General features: G+C 56.2%; 17 protein-coding genes and 1 riboswitch. Of the genes, 3 read left to right on the forward strand and 14 right to left on the reverse strand.

The window, feature by feature from the left end; genetic code table 11:
* Positions 1–46 precede the first annotated feature (46 nt).
* The 9 genes from FLZ89_RS01460 to flgB form a co-directional block, all read right to left on the reverse strand.
* Positions 47–1588, reverse strand: a complete 1542-nt coding sequence (locus FLZ89_RS01460; protein ID WP_141304183.1) for a flagellar hook-length control protein FliK — start codon at positions 1586–1588, stop codon at positions 47–49.
* Between the two features lie 39 nt (positions 1589–1627).
* Positions 1628–2062, reverse strand: a complete 435-nt coding sequence (gene fliJ / locus FLZ89_RS01465; RefSeq protein WP_141304184.1) for a flagellar export protein FliJ — start codon at positions 2060–2062, stop codon at positions 1628–1630.
* Positions 2063–2123: 61 nt separating this feature from the next.
* Positions 2124–3434: a flagellar protein export ATPase FliI gene (gene fliI / locus FLZ89_RS01470; RefSeq protein ID WP_141304185.1), complete on the reverse strand. Its 1311-nt coding sequence runs from the start codon at positions 3432–3434 to the stop codon at positions 2124–2126.
* Positions 3431–4255, reverse strand: a complete 825-nt coding sequence (locus FLZ89_RS01475; protein ID WP_172613388.1) for a FliH/SctL family protein — start codon at positions 4253–4255, stop codon at positions 3431–3433. Before FLZ89_RS01475 ends, fliI begins: the two co-directional genes overlap by 4 nt.
* Positions 4245–5255 carry a flagellar motor switch protein FliG gene (fliG, locus tag FLZ89_RS01480; RefSeq protein ID WP_141265624.1) on the reverse strand — a complete coding sequence of 337 codons (1011 nt, stop codon included), beginning with the start codon at positions 5253–5255 and terminating at the stop codon, positions 4245–4247. The genes FLZ89_RS01475 and fliG overlap by 11 nt, the downstream gene beginning before the upstream one ends.
* Positions 5256–5266: 11 nt before the next feature.
* Entirely contained in the window at positions 5267–6844 is a 1578-nt protein-coding gene (gene fliF, locus FLZ89_RS01485; protein ID WP_141265623.1) for a flagellar basal-body MS-ring/collar protein FliF, read from the reverse strand.
* A 178-nt stretch (positions 6845–7022) separates the two neighbouring features.
* Positions 7023–7334 (reverse strand): flagellar hook-basal body complex protein FliE, encoded by a 312-nt coding sequence (gene fliE, locus FLZ89_RS01490; RefSeq protein ID WP_141304186.1) that lies wholly within the window; start codon positions 7332–7334, stop codon positions 7023–7025.
* A gap of 338 nt (positions 7335–7672) precedes the next feature.
* Complete coding sequence (gene flgC, locus FLZ89_RS01495; RefSeq protein ID WP_141265621.1) at positions 7673–8098, reverse strand: flagellar basal body rod protein FlgC; 426 nt, start codon at positions 8096–8098, stop codon at positions 7673–7675.
* A gap of 2 nt (positions 8099–8100) precedes the next feature.
* On the reverse strand, positions 8101–8499 hold the full coding sequence (gene flgB / locus FLZ89_RS01500) for a flagellar basal body rod protein FlgB (RefSeq protein ID WP_141265620.1): 399 nt from the start codon (positions 8497–8499) through the stop codon (positions 8101–8103).
* Between the two features lie 161 nt (positions 8500–8660).
* Positions 8661–8796, reverse strand: a riboswitch (cyclic di-GMP riboswitch).
* A gap of 283 nt (positions 8797–9079) precedes the next feature.
* Between flgB and FLZ89_RS01505 the strand changes: the two genes are divergently transcribed.
* Positions 9080–9649, forward strand: a complete 570-nt coding sequence (locus FLZ89_RS01505; protein WP_141265619.1) for a Uma2 family endonuclease — start codon at positions 9080–9082, stop codon at positions 9647–9649.
* Positions 9650–9689: 40 nt separating this feature from the next.
* On the opposite strand, the gene FLZ89_RS01510 is transcribed toward FLZ89_RS01505, so the two are convergent.
* The 5 genes from FLZ89_RS01510 to FLZ89_RS01530 form a co-directional block, all read right to left on the reverse strand.
* Complete coding sequence (locus FLZ89_RS01510) at positions 9690–9893, reverse strand: AbrB/MazE/SpoVT family DNA-binding domain-containing protein (protein WP_141265618.1); 204 nt, start codon at positions 9891–9893, stop codon at positions 9690–9692.
* Between the two features lie 41 nt (positions 9894–9934).
* On the reverse strand, positions 9935–10423 hold the full coding sequence (gene flgN, locus FLZ89_RS01515) for a flagellar export chaperone FlgN (protein WP_141265617.1): 489 nt from the start codon (positions 10421–10423) through the stop codon (positions 9935–9937).
* Between the two features lie 2 nt (positions 10424–10425).
* Positions 10426–10869: a flagellar export chaperone FliS gene (gene fliS, locus FLZ89_RS01520; RefSeq protein WP_253256373.1), complete on the reverse strand. Its 444-nt coding sequence runs from the start codon at positions 10867–10869 to the stop codon at positions 10426–10428.
* A 90-nt stretch (positions 10870–10959) separates the two neighbouring features.
* Positions 10960–12408 carry a flagellar filament capping protein FliD gene (gene fliD, locus FLZ89_RS01525; protein WP_141265615.1) on the reverse strand — a complete coding sequence of 483 codons (1449 nt, stop codon included), beginning with the start codon at positions 12406–12408 and terminating at the stop codon, positions 10960–10962.
* A gap of 13 nt (positions 12409–12421) precedes the next feature.
* Positions 12422–12784 (reverse strand): flagellar protein FlaG, encoded by a 363-nt coding sequence (locus FLZ89_RS01530; protein WP_141265614.1) that lies wholly within the window; start codon positions 12782–12784, stop codon positions 12422–12424.
* Positions 12785–12934: 150 nt separating this feature from the next.
* On the opposite strand from FLZ89_RS01530, the gene FLZ89_RS01535 reads away from it, so the two are divergent.
* Together FLZ89_RS01535 and FLZ89_RS01540 are read left to right on the forward strand one after the other, a co-directional pair.
* Positions 12935–13189 (forward strand): type II toxin-antitoxin system Phd/YefM family antitoxin, encoded by a 255-nt coding sequence (locus FLZ89_RS01535; RefSeq protein WP_141265613.1) that lies wholly within the window; start codon positions 12935–12937, stop codon positions 13187–13189.
* 173 nt (positions 13190–13362) lie between these two features.
* Positions 13363–13620: a type II toxin-antitoxin system VapC family toxin gene (locus tag FLZ89_RS01540; RefSeq protein ID WP_141265612.1), complete on the forward strand. Its 258-nt coding sequence runs from the start codon at positions 13363–13365 to the stop codon at positions 13618–13620.
* The last annotated feature ends 48 nt before the right edge of the window (positions 13621–13668 follow it).

Below are 13668 nucleotides of genomic sequence, written 5' to 3' on the forward strand. Positions count from 1 at the left end.
CTTCAAGGTGTTATTTAAAACGAGCTGGATGGGTTGGTGATAATAGCTACGCCAGGTAATCCAGGCGGTACCAGGAGGCAGAAACTGTTTCCTTTTCCTCATGTCCTGCCCAGCCCGGCATTCCCCGGTACCAGCCCGGTGATCCCCGGCTCTGTTCGCCGCTATCCCCGGCCTGAGAACCGCTGCCGGGTCCTTCACCGCCCACCTGGACCTGGACCTGGTCCAGGCGTAAACCTTGCTGGGCAACAGCCTGGCGCATTTCCGGCACCGCCGCCTGCAGGGCCCGGGCGGCTTCGCTGTTTTCTACCAGCAGGTGCAGGACCAGCCGACCTCCTTCCAGGGTGGCCTTAAGCTTCATATTCCCCAGGCTTTCCGGCTGGAGCTGGATTTCTAATTCCTGCTGGCTGCCGGACCGGCTCATCCGGGCTGAAGCCATGATAGTGGCCAAAACCCCCGGCAGGTTGCTTACAGGTAATACCACCCCGCCGGCCTGCTGGCCGTTCCCCGGGAAAAGGGCTGGAAAGCTTCCCTGTCCGGCCCCTATGCTGTCGTTACCGGCTATCCCCGGCCCACCGGCAGTCCCGGTTCCCCTCTGCCCCCCGGCAGGGCTTCTTCCGGGGTCGCGATTAGCAGGGTTAAAGGCATCTTGCACACCTGGAGCACCGGCCCAGTCCCCGGCGGCCCGGGCAAATGACGCGCCGCCACCTTTTACCTGGCCCTGTCCTTCGGTTATCCCCTGCGGTTGCGGGAAACCCTCCCTGCTGCCAGGGACCTTTGAGCCGCGCGCGGCCTCTATTTTAGAGCCATAGTCCGGCGCGCCATCTCCCCTGGCCATGAGTACACCTTCCGGCGCAAGGCTTGCCTCTTCCCCCGCTGCTCCGGAGGTACCGGCGGCAGCCAAGACCGCCGCTCCTTCCCCGGCCGCCAGCGCAGCCACTTTTTTGCCCTGGGCAGCTGTGGCCGCCGACGCAGCGAACTTGCCGGTGACAGCCTCAGAGCCGGCTGCTTTCCGGCCGGGAAAAAGGATACCGGGTCCCTCTTTGCTTAAGAGATTAACCTCACCTGCCGGTGCCCCGTTACCCGCCGGCATGTTGCTCCGGTGCGAGTTGCCGGCCCTGGCGGTGGCAGCGGACGCTTTACCAGCAGCTGCATCAGGCTCGCCTGACGCGACAGGATCTCCTGCCGCCTTTTTAGCTCCCTGCTGTCCCGCCGGGGCTTCCTCCTGCTTCAAAGCAACAGACTGGTTTTCGCCTTGCCGGGATTTCACCCCGGACGGTGTCCGGTCTTCACCGGCACCCTCCGGTCCTGTTTCGCAAACCTTGTGGCCCGCCCGGTCCTCCGGCATGGTAGCGGCTTTGCCCCTGCCGGCGCCCCCGGGTCTTACAGCATCGACCTCTTTACCGGCCGTTTCTAGCCAGCCCTCATCTTGCCCGGACAGTTCCTGCCTGCCGGCAAACTGGGTTAAGCCAGGCCGGTGCAGCACGCCGGCCAGGTAAAGGGCAAAATCGCTTCCTGCGCCTGAACGCCAATCCCGTTCCCGGACCGGGGCTTCCCAGCCGGCAGTTCTTGTTACAGCCTGTACGGTCATTTTTTTCACCCCCTTCCGGCGATGTATATTATTGAAAGGTTATTCACCCGAGCAGCGATGGCAGCGGCTGCCTGCCACCTCATCTATTTGTTTTTGTTCCTCCCGGGCCAGGTCGTAGCGGTAGATAGCCAGCTGGCGGTCGCGCAGGCGGTCCAGGACTTTCCTCTCCCGCATGGCCACCTGCACCTGGTCGCATTTCTCCCTCACTGCCAGCCGAGCCCGGGCCACCTTTTCCTGCTGGCCGGCAATGCGGCTGTCCAGGGCTTCCAGCAGCGCTGCTTCCTGGAGTAAATCACCTGCCGTTAACTCCCCCTGAAGGGCCTGGCGGCAGGCCCGCAGCCGGCGGTAATGTTCCAGGCGCTTCTCTTCTTCTTCCTGGCGGCGGCGGGCCGCGGCCAGCTGCAGTTTTAGCTGTTCCTCCAGGGATGCCTTGTAGGAATGTACCCTTTCCAGGGAAAAGCGAAAACCGGCCACCGGGTAACGCCTCCGAAAATGAAATGGAGAAAATGAGAAGTTAGAGCTGGGATATTATTCTTTAAGTAAATATAGATGACAGCCCGGCCAGGGTGGCGTTAAAATCATAGTATTCATCTACGTCCTGGCGCAGAAAAGACTGGATGGCATCATAATATTGCAGCGCCGCGTCTACCTTCGGGTTTGACCCGTGCTGGTAAGCCCCTATCTCAATTAAATCCTCCGCCTCCTGGTAGGCAGCCAGCAACTCCCGCAGGTATCCCGCCTTATCCTGTTGTTCCCTGGAAGTAATTTCCGGCATAAGGCGGCTGATGCTCTGCAGGACGTCAATGGCCGGGTAGTGGTTCCTGGCCGCCAGCTTCCGGGAAAGGACGATGTGGCCGTCCAGGAGGCCGCGCACAGCATCAGCCACCGGCTCGTTCATATCATCGCCTTCCACCAGCACCGTGTACAGGCCGGTAATGGAACCTTTGGCCCCGTTGCCGGCCCTTTCCACCAGCCGGGGCAGGGAAGCAAAGACGGAAGGGGTATATCCCCTGGTGGCTGGCGGCTCGCCAATGGCCAGCCCCACCTCCCGCTGGGCAATGGCAAAGCGGGTGAGAGAGTCCATCATCAAGAGGACGTTTTGCCCCTGGTCGCGGAAATACTCGGCAATGGCCGTCGCTGTAAAGGCACCTTTAATGCGTACCAGGGCCGGCTGGTCGGAAGTAGCGACCACTACCACAGAACGGGACAGGCCTTCCGATCCCAGGTCGCCTTCGATAAAGTCCCGTACCTCCCGGCCCCGCTCGCCGATAAGGGCAATGACATTGATATCGGCAGTGCTGTGGCGAGCAATCATCCCCAGGAGGGTGCTCTTGCCCACCCCGCTGCCGGCAAAGATGCCCACCCGCTGGCCGCAGCCGCAGGTGAGGAGGCCGTCGATAGCCTTGATCCCGGTGGCCAGGACCTCTTTAATCCGCCGCCGCGCCAGGGGATGGGGAGGAGAATTGTTGACCGGCTGGAGAGCGTCCCCTGCAAGGGGCCTCCCATCCATCGGCCGTCCGAGGCCGTCCAGGACCCGGCCCATCAGCTCCCTTCCCGCCGGGATGAGGTGACCGTGGCCGGCAGCCATCACCCGACAGCCGGGTCCAATGCCCTCCAGCTCCCCCAGGGGCATGAGGAGGGTTACTTCTTCCCGGAAGCCGACCACCTCGGCCACGACAGGGGCCGCACCGTTGTTATAAATATAGCAAAGCTCGCCTACGGCAGCCTTGAGGCCCCGGGCTTCGATGGTGAGGCCCGTCACCCGGGTAACTTTGCCTCCCCGGCGCCAGAGGCTGGCTGATGCCAGGCGCTGCCGGTAGGTAGTGAGGTCGATGGCCAGGCTCACGGCCGACCACCCGCCCGGAAAAAGGCCTCTCCTGCAGGTGCTGCATGAGCAGCACGGGCGTCCAACCGGAAGATCTTTTTCAGTTCTTCCAGCTGGCTGTCGACGCCGGCGTCGATAAAGCCGTTTTCCGTCTCTACCCGGCATCCCCCAGCCTTAAAGCTCGGGTCGGCAATTACCTGGAGCCGCGCCCCCGGCGCTGCTTCCGCCAGGAGTTCGGCCCGGCGCTGCCGGATAGTCCCGGCTGCCTCCGGGGAGGCGTAAATTATGTAATTCTGCCCCTCGGCCACCTGGCGGATTGCCTGGCGGGCCATTTCTACCACCAGGTCCGGCCGCAGTTCTATTTCCTGGCCTATTATTTTACTGGCAATGGCCAGGGCCAGTTCGATAATGTCACCCTCAGCGGCGCTGATTGTTTCCTGATAAGCCCTCTGCGCTTCTGCCAGAACCTGCCGGGCTTCTTCCCGGGCGGCTTCGGCCTCCCGGCGGATACTAAGAGCTTCCTCCTCCGCCCGGGACAGACCCTCCTGATAGCCCTTGGCCTCCCCGGCAGCACGCCCCTCTTCCAGGGCTTTCTGCCTCTCCTCCAAGGCTGCCTCCCTAATGGCCGCCGCCTCCCGGCGGGCCTGCTCCAGGATGGCGGCCGCCTTTTCCCGGGCAGCAGTCACTTCCCGGGCGGCAGCTTCCACTACGGTCCGGTCTTCGGGGCTACCTGTCTCTTGCTCTCCGGTTAAATCTGTAGCTGAATCCACCTGCAGGGTGCGCAGGGGGATCTCTCTTTCACCCCCATCAGTTCCAGCTTTTTTGAGTATCCTAGACAACAATGGCGTCTTCGCCTCCCCGGGCGATGATAATCTCGCCGGCTTCGTCTAGACGCCGGATAATCTGGACAATACGCTGCTGGGCTTCTTCCACATCCCGCAGGCGCGCCGGCCCCATGTACTCGATATCCTCTCTGAGCATCTCGCCGGCCCGCTTGGAGAGGTTGCGGTAAATGCGGTTGGCCACTTCTTCGCTGGCCGCCTTGAGGGCCAGGGCCAGGTCTTTGAGATCGACTTCCCTGAGAACCCTGCGGATTGAGGTATCATCCAGGGTCAGGATGTCTTCAAAGACAAACATGCGCTTGCGGATCTCGTCGGCCAGTTCAGGGTCATCCTGTTCCAGAGCTTCCAGGATGGTCCGCTCAGTGCTGCGGTCGGCCCGGTTCAAGATGTCCACCAGGCTTTTTAAACCGCCGGCCACGGCAAAGTCCTGCTCCACCAGGGAGGACAAACGCTGTTCCATGATGCTCTCCAGCTCCCGCAGCGTTTCCGGGGAAGCCCGCTCCATGAGGGCAATCCTTTTGGCCACGTCGGCCTGTACCTGGTCCGGCAGGGCACCCAACACTATCGCTGCCTGCTCGGGTTCCAGGTAGGCCAGGATCAGGGCTATAGTCTGGGGATGCTCGTTGTAAATAAAGTTTACCAGCTGCTTGGGGTCGGCCTTGCGGATCATATTGAAAGGCCGGATTTTGGAAGTGGCCATAAGTTTTTTTATAATTTCCGAAGCCCGCGCCGGCCCCAGGGTTTTTTCCAGCACCTCGCGGGCATATTTCATCCCTCCCTGGAGGATGAACGTATGGGCATCGCTTAGCTGCAGGAACTCATCGACAATCTGCTGCATGGTTGCCGGGTCGATAGAGGTAGTGTTGGCAATCTGGTAAGTAATGCGCTCAATATCTTCCTGGGCCATTTGTTTTAAAATTAAAGATGATAACTCCGGCCCGATGGTAATCAAAAAAATCGCTGCCTTTTCCAGGCCGGAAAGAGCTTTCTGCTTCGCCAATCAAGCCACCCCTAGTCCTCCGCCAGCCAGGCCCTGATAAGTAAGGCTGCATCCTCCGGCCGCTGGCGGATGATTTCCCGTAAGCGCTCCAGTTTGGCCTTGCGTTCGGCTTCCTGGCGTTCTTTTTCCACATCCACCGGTTCTACCGGCTCAACTACCAGGGGTTCTACCGGTACACCAGCCTGCATGCCAGCTGTTAATGCCGCGCCGGGGAGCCCCGCTTGTAAAGTCTTCTGTCGCCGGCGGCGTAACAGAAGCATGACCAGCACCACCAGTAAGAGCAAGCCCCCCAGCCCTGCCGCTCCCCAGAGAAGGTACTGCTGGAGCAGTTGCTGGCGCTGCTGCCGGGCCTCCATCTCCGCCGCCATCTGCTGCTGCAGGGAGTTGTCAAAGGGTATTGGTTCAACGTTAATCTGATCGCCCCGGGCCTGGTCGAAGCCTATAGCAGCGGCGACGATATTTTGTATTTGGGTTCTCAGGGCCGGGGTCACCGGGCCGTTGACAGCCACCGCCGTAGAAAGCCGCCTTACCTGGCCGGGAGCCACGATGGTATGGGTCTGGGTCTGGTCAAGCTCATAGTTATGAACAGTATCGGATTTATTATAATTCCCCGTTGCCGGGTTAAGGGCCTGGTATACCGGAGGCTGGGTGTTGGCCGGCGTCCCCGCCGGCCCACCGGTGCCGCCGGTACTGCCCTGCTCCGTTTTAACTTGCTCGCTCCTCAAAGCGCCTTCCTTGCCCCACACCGTCTGCTTAATTTCCTGCTGGTCGAAGTTCAGGTCGGCGGTGACCATGGCCACAGCTTTACCTGGACCCAGGATCTGGGTCAGCATGGCTTGCAATCGCTGTTCCAGGTCCCTTTCATACTGTCTCTTCAGTTCCATCTGGATTTGTTGCTTCTGGCTTAAGGGCGCCGCGTCGCTGCCGGCCAGGCCGTCACTCAAGACGTTGCCGTACATATCAATAACGCGGATATTCTCGAGCTTGAGGCCCGCTACGCTGGCCGCCACCAGCTCCATGATGCCCTTGACCTGTTCCGGTTTTAAACGGGCCAGGGGTTTAAGTTTTAGCATTACCGCCGCCGAAGGCGGCTGCTGTTCCTGTAGAAAGACGCTGGGCTGGGGAATGACCAGGTGCACCCTGGCGTCTTCCACTTCGTCCAGGGCAACGATGGTCCGCCGCAGCTCTTCCTGGAGGGCGCGCTGGTAATCTAGATTGCGCTCAAAATCGGTCATCCCCAGCTTGTTCTGGTCAAAGAGTTCAAACCCCTGGCCGCTGTTTAAAACCCCGGCACTGGCCAGGTCCAGGCGCAGCTGGTAGAGCTGGTCCTTGGGCACCAGGATGGTCGTCCCCTCGCCGGCCAGCCGGTAGGGCACCTTCATTTCTTTCAACTTTTCCACTACCGCCGCCGCATCACGCTGCTGCAAATTGGTAAACAGTGGTGCGTACTGGGGCTTCAGCAGCCACTGCAGCAAAAAGGCGCCACCCAGCAGAGCGGCTATACTGATGGCCAGGAGGGCCGAACGCCGCCCGGGAGTTAAACCCTGCCAGAAATTTTTTATCCTGTCCAGAATTTGTTTAAGCTTCATTTTGAGCTCCCGGAAGGCAATATTGCTTTGCTAACCATAATTAATATCACTACCAGGAAAAAATGCCTCCCCTGCACCTAACTTTCACCGCCTGCCGCACCGCCCCCTGCCGGTCCAGGGCAAGCAACTGCTCTCCCCTCAAGTGCCGCGCTGCTACCGACCCGGCTCAAGGACGGCACTAGAACTGCATGCGGGAGATTTCCTGGTAAGCCTCCACGACCTTATTGCGCACCTGCACGGCCAGCTGGAGGGAAAGGTTGGCCTGTTCCAGGGCCAGCATGACCTGGTGAACGTCCTCGATTTTACCGGCCAGGTACTCCTGGGTGAGGGCATCGGCCTGCTGCTGCAGGGTATTGATTTCCCCCAGTTTTTCCATCAGGATTTCTGCAAAAGACCCGGCTACGGCTCCTGTACCCTGGGGAACGGGCCGGGACTGCTGGCTCTCCTGAAGGGGAGCCGGCATTAAAAGGGATACAGGTGAATAGAGCATGTGCATTTTCCTCCTGAAAGTTATAACCCAGCTTCCTTCAGGCTGGAGGGTACAGCCTCCGGGCTCCGGTGGTTCTCAGCTAGCAAACTTAGCGCTCAGCCTTGCTCGGCGGCGGGGGTGGCTAAACTTTTGGCGTTTCAATCATGCATCACGGGGTGTGCTACTTCTTATTCCTAAGCCACGTTACGATCCCCATCCCGTTCACCGCCGCCTCGCTACGGCTTCGCTGAGTTTGCTGACGCCTCGAACCAAGTCGCCCTCCGCCTGTACCCTCCAGCCCCTTTTCCCAGCCATATATTTTCATACTTCATGGCTGGGGCGGCAGCCATACCATACCTCTAACGCCCGATCTCCAGGGCCTTCATGGTCATGGCCTTGGCCGCATTAAGGACGGTGACGTTGGCCTCATAGGCCCTGGTGGCGGTGATCATGTCCACCATTTCGTTAACGATATTGATATTGGGCAATGCCACATAACCGTCAGGGTCGGCATCCGGGTGCGACGGGTCGTATACCAGGCGGGGCGGCGTGTTATCCTCAACAATAGCCGCGACCTCCACTCCCCTGCCCGGAGCCTGGTCCGGCGACTGTCCCAGCGCTTCCCGCAGTTTCTCCGCAAAAACCGGCACCTGCCGCCGGTAGGGGCCGCCCCGGGGTGTCCTGGTGGTATTGATATTGGCTAGATTGTTGGCAATGAGATCCAGGCGCAGGCGCTCGGCCGTAAGGCCGGAAGCGCTGATAGCCAGGGCCGGCAATAATTCCACCCCTACCGCCTCCCTTCGTTAATCACATAGCGCAGCATGGCCAGCCGGCCGTTTAGCTGCTGGACGGCAAAGTTAAAGTTCAAGCTGTTCTGGGCCAGGTCGACCATCTCCCGGTCGATATCTACGTTATTGCCGTCCTGACGCATCGTGGTGCTGTTATCCTGATTAACCTCCGGGGTAAGATCCAGACTGGCTGACGGCAGATGATAGGGGTTCGTACGGTACAGGGTTAGACCCGGCTCCAGTCCCAGGGCCTGGCCGAGTTTCTCTTCAAAGGAGACATCATAGCGCTTGAAGCCCGGGGTATTGACGTTGGCGATGTTGTGGGCGATGACCCGCTGGCGTAAAGCCGCCGTGTCCAGGGCCTTTTCCAGGACATATAAAGCCGGCGTCATAAACATCCAGGTTTCCCCCTCTTTCCCGGAAAAACGATATTTTTCTCCAGCGGTTACCACTTTAGCATTTCTATGGGAATTTGGGTATCGGGCTTAAGGCCCAAATTAGTCTGGGACTTTAGTCCTAAAAGAAAAGCCCGTTTACCGGGCGTCTCAAAGGAACCGGGAACGGCGGCCTGGCAGTCATAGTCCTTCACCCCGGGGCTAGAAACAAGAAGCGTACAAGCCCTGCCCCGGAAGACACGGACCTTAGACCCATGGCTTTGCGCGCATCCCCTTTCGGAGAGCTTGCCCTTGACGCCCGGAGTAAGAAAATTTTACCGTTGTATTTTCGATATTTATTCAACACGATTTGCCAAATTCCTGCATGTCGGGAGAAAATCAACCAAAAAAATGAGCCGTTCCACCCCTCCGGGAACAGCTTCCTATTTTTCTTTCCTCTAAAGATTTCGCTTCCAACTGTGGTATAATATAGCCATCCCAACCGGCCTGGGATTCGGTATAGATACGACAATCATCCTGGAAAGGATATAGGGCTATAATATATAACATTAAGGGAAGGACAGAAGAAAGGGGGGTCTAAAGAATGGCGGCAGTCGAGGTTCCTCGCCGACGTTTTACTGTTGAGGAGTTTTACCAGATGGCCCGGGCAGGCATCCTGGGAGAAGACGACCGGGTAGAGCTGATCGAGGGGGAGATTATAGAGATGGTGCCGATAGGGACCAGGCACGCCGCGTGTGTCAGACGGCTGCTTCATATCTTTAGCACCAAAATAGGCGATAATGCCCTGGTAGACACCAACAACCCTTTACGCCTGGACCAACACTCGGAACCCCAGCCTGACTTGATGTTGCTTAAGGCCCGTGATGATTATTATGCTTCTTTCCACCCCCGGCCGGAGGACGTATTGTTGTTAGTCGAGGTGTCCGACACTTCGATGGCTTATGACCGCGAAGTAAAGGCAAACCTCTATGCAAAGGGTGGGGTTAAGGAAGTATGGCTGGTTAACCTGCAGGCGCAGCAGGTGACTGCCTATCGCCTGCCTTCGCCCTCCGGGTATAGAGAGGTTAAAGAATACGGGCGCGGCGACCATATTTCACCGCTGGCTTTCCCGGGGCTAAACATTCCCGTCCAGGATATTTTACCGGGAGATTAGCCCCGGGCTTTTACCGCTTTCCCCGCACCCGTTTCTTCATCTACTTGATTAAACTCATCCTCACCTGCTGGTGCCTTTCTTGCCGGCAGCTTTCCAGCTGCAGGCGCCGCAGGATTACCATATCCCCCTGCACTTCCACAGCCACGTGATCGCCCGTTTCCCATCCCAGCTGCTGCCGGATCTCTTTCGGGATAACTACCTGCCCCCGGCTTGATAGTTTTGTTATTTCAATCTGCTTGCTCATGGTCTTCCTTCTCCTGCCCCCGCTCGCTGCCCCTTCTTAACTCATAGCCGCCGGTCCAGACACCGGGGTACAGCGGTTTTATTTTCCCGTCTGTAGGCCCGGGCCATTTGCCGGGCTGTTTGTACCTGCTCCAATTCCAACTTAATCGCTGCCATAGCTTTTTGTATATTTTTTAGATTAGCTTCCTGCAAATGCCGGCATTCCTCCCAAAGGGATCGCACCTGCCGGGTAGCCCCGGCCAGCTCCTGGCGGGTTGCCTCTGGCAGGAACTCAATCTTTTCCCACTCCAGAGCTTCACACCCTGAAACTAATACCAGGAATTCTTCAAGCTGCCGGGTAGCCTGCCGCGCCCGGGTCAGCCTTTCCCTCCAGGAAGCGGCTTCTGCTATGAGATTATTTAATTCATCCCAGACGCCGGCTTGAATGGCTTGCTGTTGTTGCTCTAAGTTTTGCTGCCATACCTGCATCAGTTCTATTTCCTGATAATACGCCTGCAAAAGCCGCCTGGCCACTATTTCTATCTCGCTCATTATCAGCCCTGCCAGTTCATCCCAACTCTGGTGCGATAATCGTGGGACTGGTATTTTTTTGTCGCTTCTTCCCAGGTGTCGCGCAGCTGCTGTAACAGGTCGATTACTTCATTAATCATAGTTGCGCTCTTTTTTACGTTAGCCTGGACCAGGTGACGATACATGAAGTCGTAAAGCTTATAGAGGTTCTCTGCAATTTCTCCTACATCCCTGTTTAAGGTCGCCATCAGTTCGCTCAGGATATCCTGGGCCCGGCCCAGGCTATTGCTTACTCCGGCATAATCCTTTTTTTCCATAGCAACCAGCCCCTGGCGGCAAAAGCGCAAGGCTCCATCATAAAGCATCAGCACCAGCTTTTCCTGGGACAAGGTTTGGACAAGGTTTTGTTGATAAGTCTGGTACGGATTATTTACAGCCATAAGTTGCACCTCGTTCTCTATCCGCATTTCGGCGTATACTGCTGTTCAAGCCTGTCATCTCTGCGGGCAGGGTTGCAGAGCCTTCTCTTATCCGTATCTTTTACTTCAATAAAAACACTACCTTACCTGGTAAGCGCTCAGGGACGCAATCTGCCCGGCCAGCCAGTTCCCCTGGCTCTGCAAAGCCGCCAGGGCCTGCTCCATAGCCGTAAACTGCCGCCGGAGCTGCTCTTCCTTTATAGCAAGCCGGTCTTCCATGCGGGCGATCTGGTCGTCAAGGTCGTCCATAATATCTTGCAAAGACTTTTCCCGAGAGGGAATAATGCCATCTCCGGAGCGGACAAGGGAAGTAAGATAATCATCCAGCCTGTCAACCAGCCCGGTGCCGCTGTCATTGGTAAAGACAGCCATGACGGCTGCCGGGTCATCTTCCAGAGCGGCCGTCAGTTTTTCCGTATCCAGGGTTAATTTACCGCTGCGGTCGAATGTTAACGAAGCACTGCCCACCGTGGCCCCGGTGGAAATGCCGATGCTCCAGGGGGTCTGGTAAGGACCCGTTATGCCTGCTATTTCAGCTGTCATCAGTTGCCATAAATAACTCTGCACCCGCGCCAGGGTAGGATCACCCTGTAAATCGCCTTCATCCCCGGCTTTGGTACTGATAAAATCCATAACCGAGTTATATTGATCCACCATAGCTTTAACAGCATCGACGGCTTTTTGGGTATCTTTGCCTATATCCAAACTCAAAGTTTCCGCCGCTTCAATGGTACCATTACCATCGGTGTCAGTTACAGCCAGGAGGTTCAGGGTAACCCCCTGGATGACATCAGTAATGGTATTGGAGGAGCGGGTTATAGTGAGGCCATCGATGGTAAATTCGGCATCCTGGGCGCGTGCAATCTCTGCACCTGCCAGGAGCTTGGTAGTATCGGTTGCATCTATTATTTTAAGGCTATTCAATATATGGGTCGTAGCATCATCATTAAACTGTATTCCCCCATTAGCGCCGCTTGTTTTACTCGCAATGACAAGCCGGTGGTCAATGACGCTGGCCGTCACAATGTCCCCCGCTCCCCCTTCATCAGGGCTCTTATTGATTTTAGCGCTGATAGAGTTCAGGCTATCACCGGCATCGACGGTAATCGTCCTTACAATTCCATTTACTTTAATGGTAAAGGTACCACTAAAACCCAGGCTGTTATTATCGTCCGCCGTTAACTGCTCCACGCTCGCCACTTTATGGGCCTGGGCTAACCGGATAATACCTACTTTATAACTTCCGGCCACAGCGTTGCTGGCTGCAGAAGCCGTCAATGCAGAGGTATTGCTGGAGGTGGCTTTCATGCCAGTAAAGGTGGAGGCAAGTTTAAGATCGGTGAGTTTGCTCTGCAAGTTGCTTAACCGTGTATAAATATCGTGCCAGGCGTTTTTCTCCACGTTATACTGGTCTTTGCGCTGCTGCAGCCTGGTCAGGGGTATTCTTTCGATGTCCATTAACTGGTTGATGATAGAGTCTGTATCCAGCCCCGAAGCCAGGCCGGAAATATAAAGGCTTCCCACCATATTAGAACACCCCTTATATCAGCTCATCCAGGAGCAGTCCCACCAGCTGTTGCATCTGGCTGGCTACTTTCAGAACGTTTTCCGGTGGAATGCGGCGGATAATCTTGCCTTCTTTGGCATCTATCACCAAAACATATATTTCGCCCTTCTCGTGGTCAAGCTTAAAGCGCAGTTTAATGTTGAAAAGCTCCGTGGCAGCGTTTAGCTTTTCTACTGCCTGCTCTAAATTACCCTGGGAATACCCGGCCTGCCCCTCTTGCCGGCGCTTTTCCTGCTCGCTGTCTACATTAATCTTTTTAGCATCCTGCACTGCCGGTTTCTGTGTCTGGCTCTGGACCTGGTTTAGGATTAAAGGATCGACTCCTTCGATCCGCAATACTGCCACCCCCGCGGGTAAAAATAACTCCTAGAGGATTATATCGACAGATAAGTGTCCTGCTTGAGGTTTAAATTTGAACTAAAACTAATTACAGCTTGATTTCATTTTCTAATAGTCACATAATATGGTTAGTGGAGGTGTCCAATCATGCTGACTATGAATGTGAGCCAGGCTAAAGAACAGTTTCTTGAAGTAATACGTCAAGTGGAAGATCGGGAAAACGTGGTATTGGAAAAAAGTGGTAAGCCGGTAGCTGCCCTCCTTCCTTACGAAGAATATGCCAGCCTGCGCCGCATTAAAAATTTTCTTGCTATGCAGGAACTCTACGCGGCCATGGAGGATGCGGGTATAACAGCTAGAGAAATATATCAAGACTCGCGCAAAGAGTTGGAAACGAGGTAGGAACATTGGACATCGTAGCAGATGCCAGCGCTATTCTCTGCGCCTATTTTCCTGACGAGCTTTCCCCAGGGCCAAGAAATTAATGCTGGACTACGCTTTAGGCCGGATCAGCCTTTGCGAGCCAAGATTGCTGGTCCTCGAGCTAATCAATGCTTGTTTGGTAGCTGCCAGACGTGGCAGGATTAGCGAGGAAATTTTATTTAAAACAGCAAAGGAATTTTTTTTCCTTGCAAATCATATGGATAGATATTGAAAAAGAGGCGGAAAAAGTTTTTTCTTTAAGCCGCAAATATCAGATTACCGCCTATGATGCCGCTTATATCGTTGCGGCCCAGTTGAAAGGATGCGAGTTTTTTACTGCTGATCAGCGTTTGTACAATGCCGTAAAGCATGACCTTAATTTTGTACGCTTATTGAGTGAGTACCAATAATGAATCTTCCATAATATAAGCAATACAATTAAGCTGCCTTTTCATCTG

Origin of the sequence: Moorella sp. E306M (genome assembly GCF_006538385.1) — a bacterium.
Classification (GTDB): domain Bacteria; phylum Bacillota; class DSM-521; order Neomoorellales; family Neomoorellaceae; genus Neomoorella.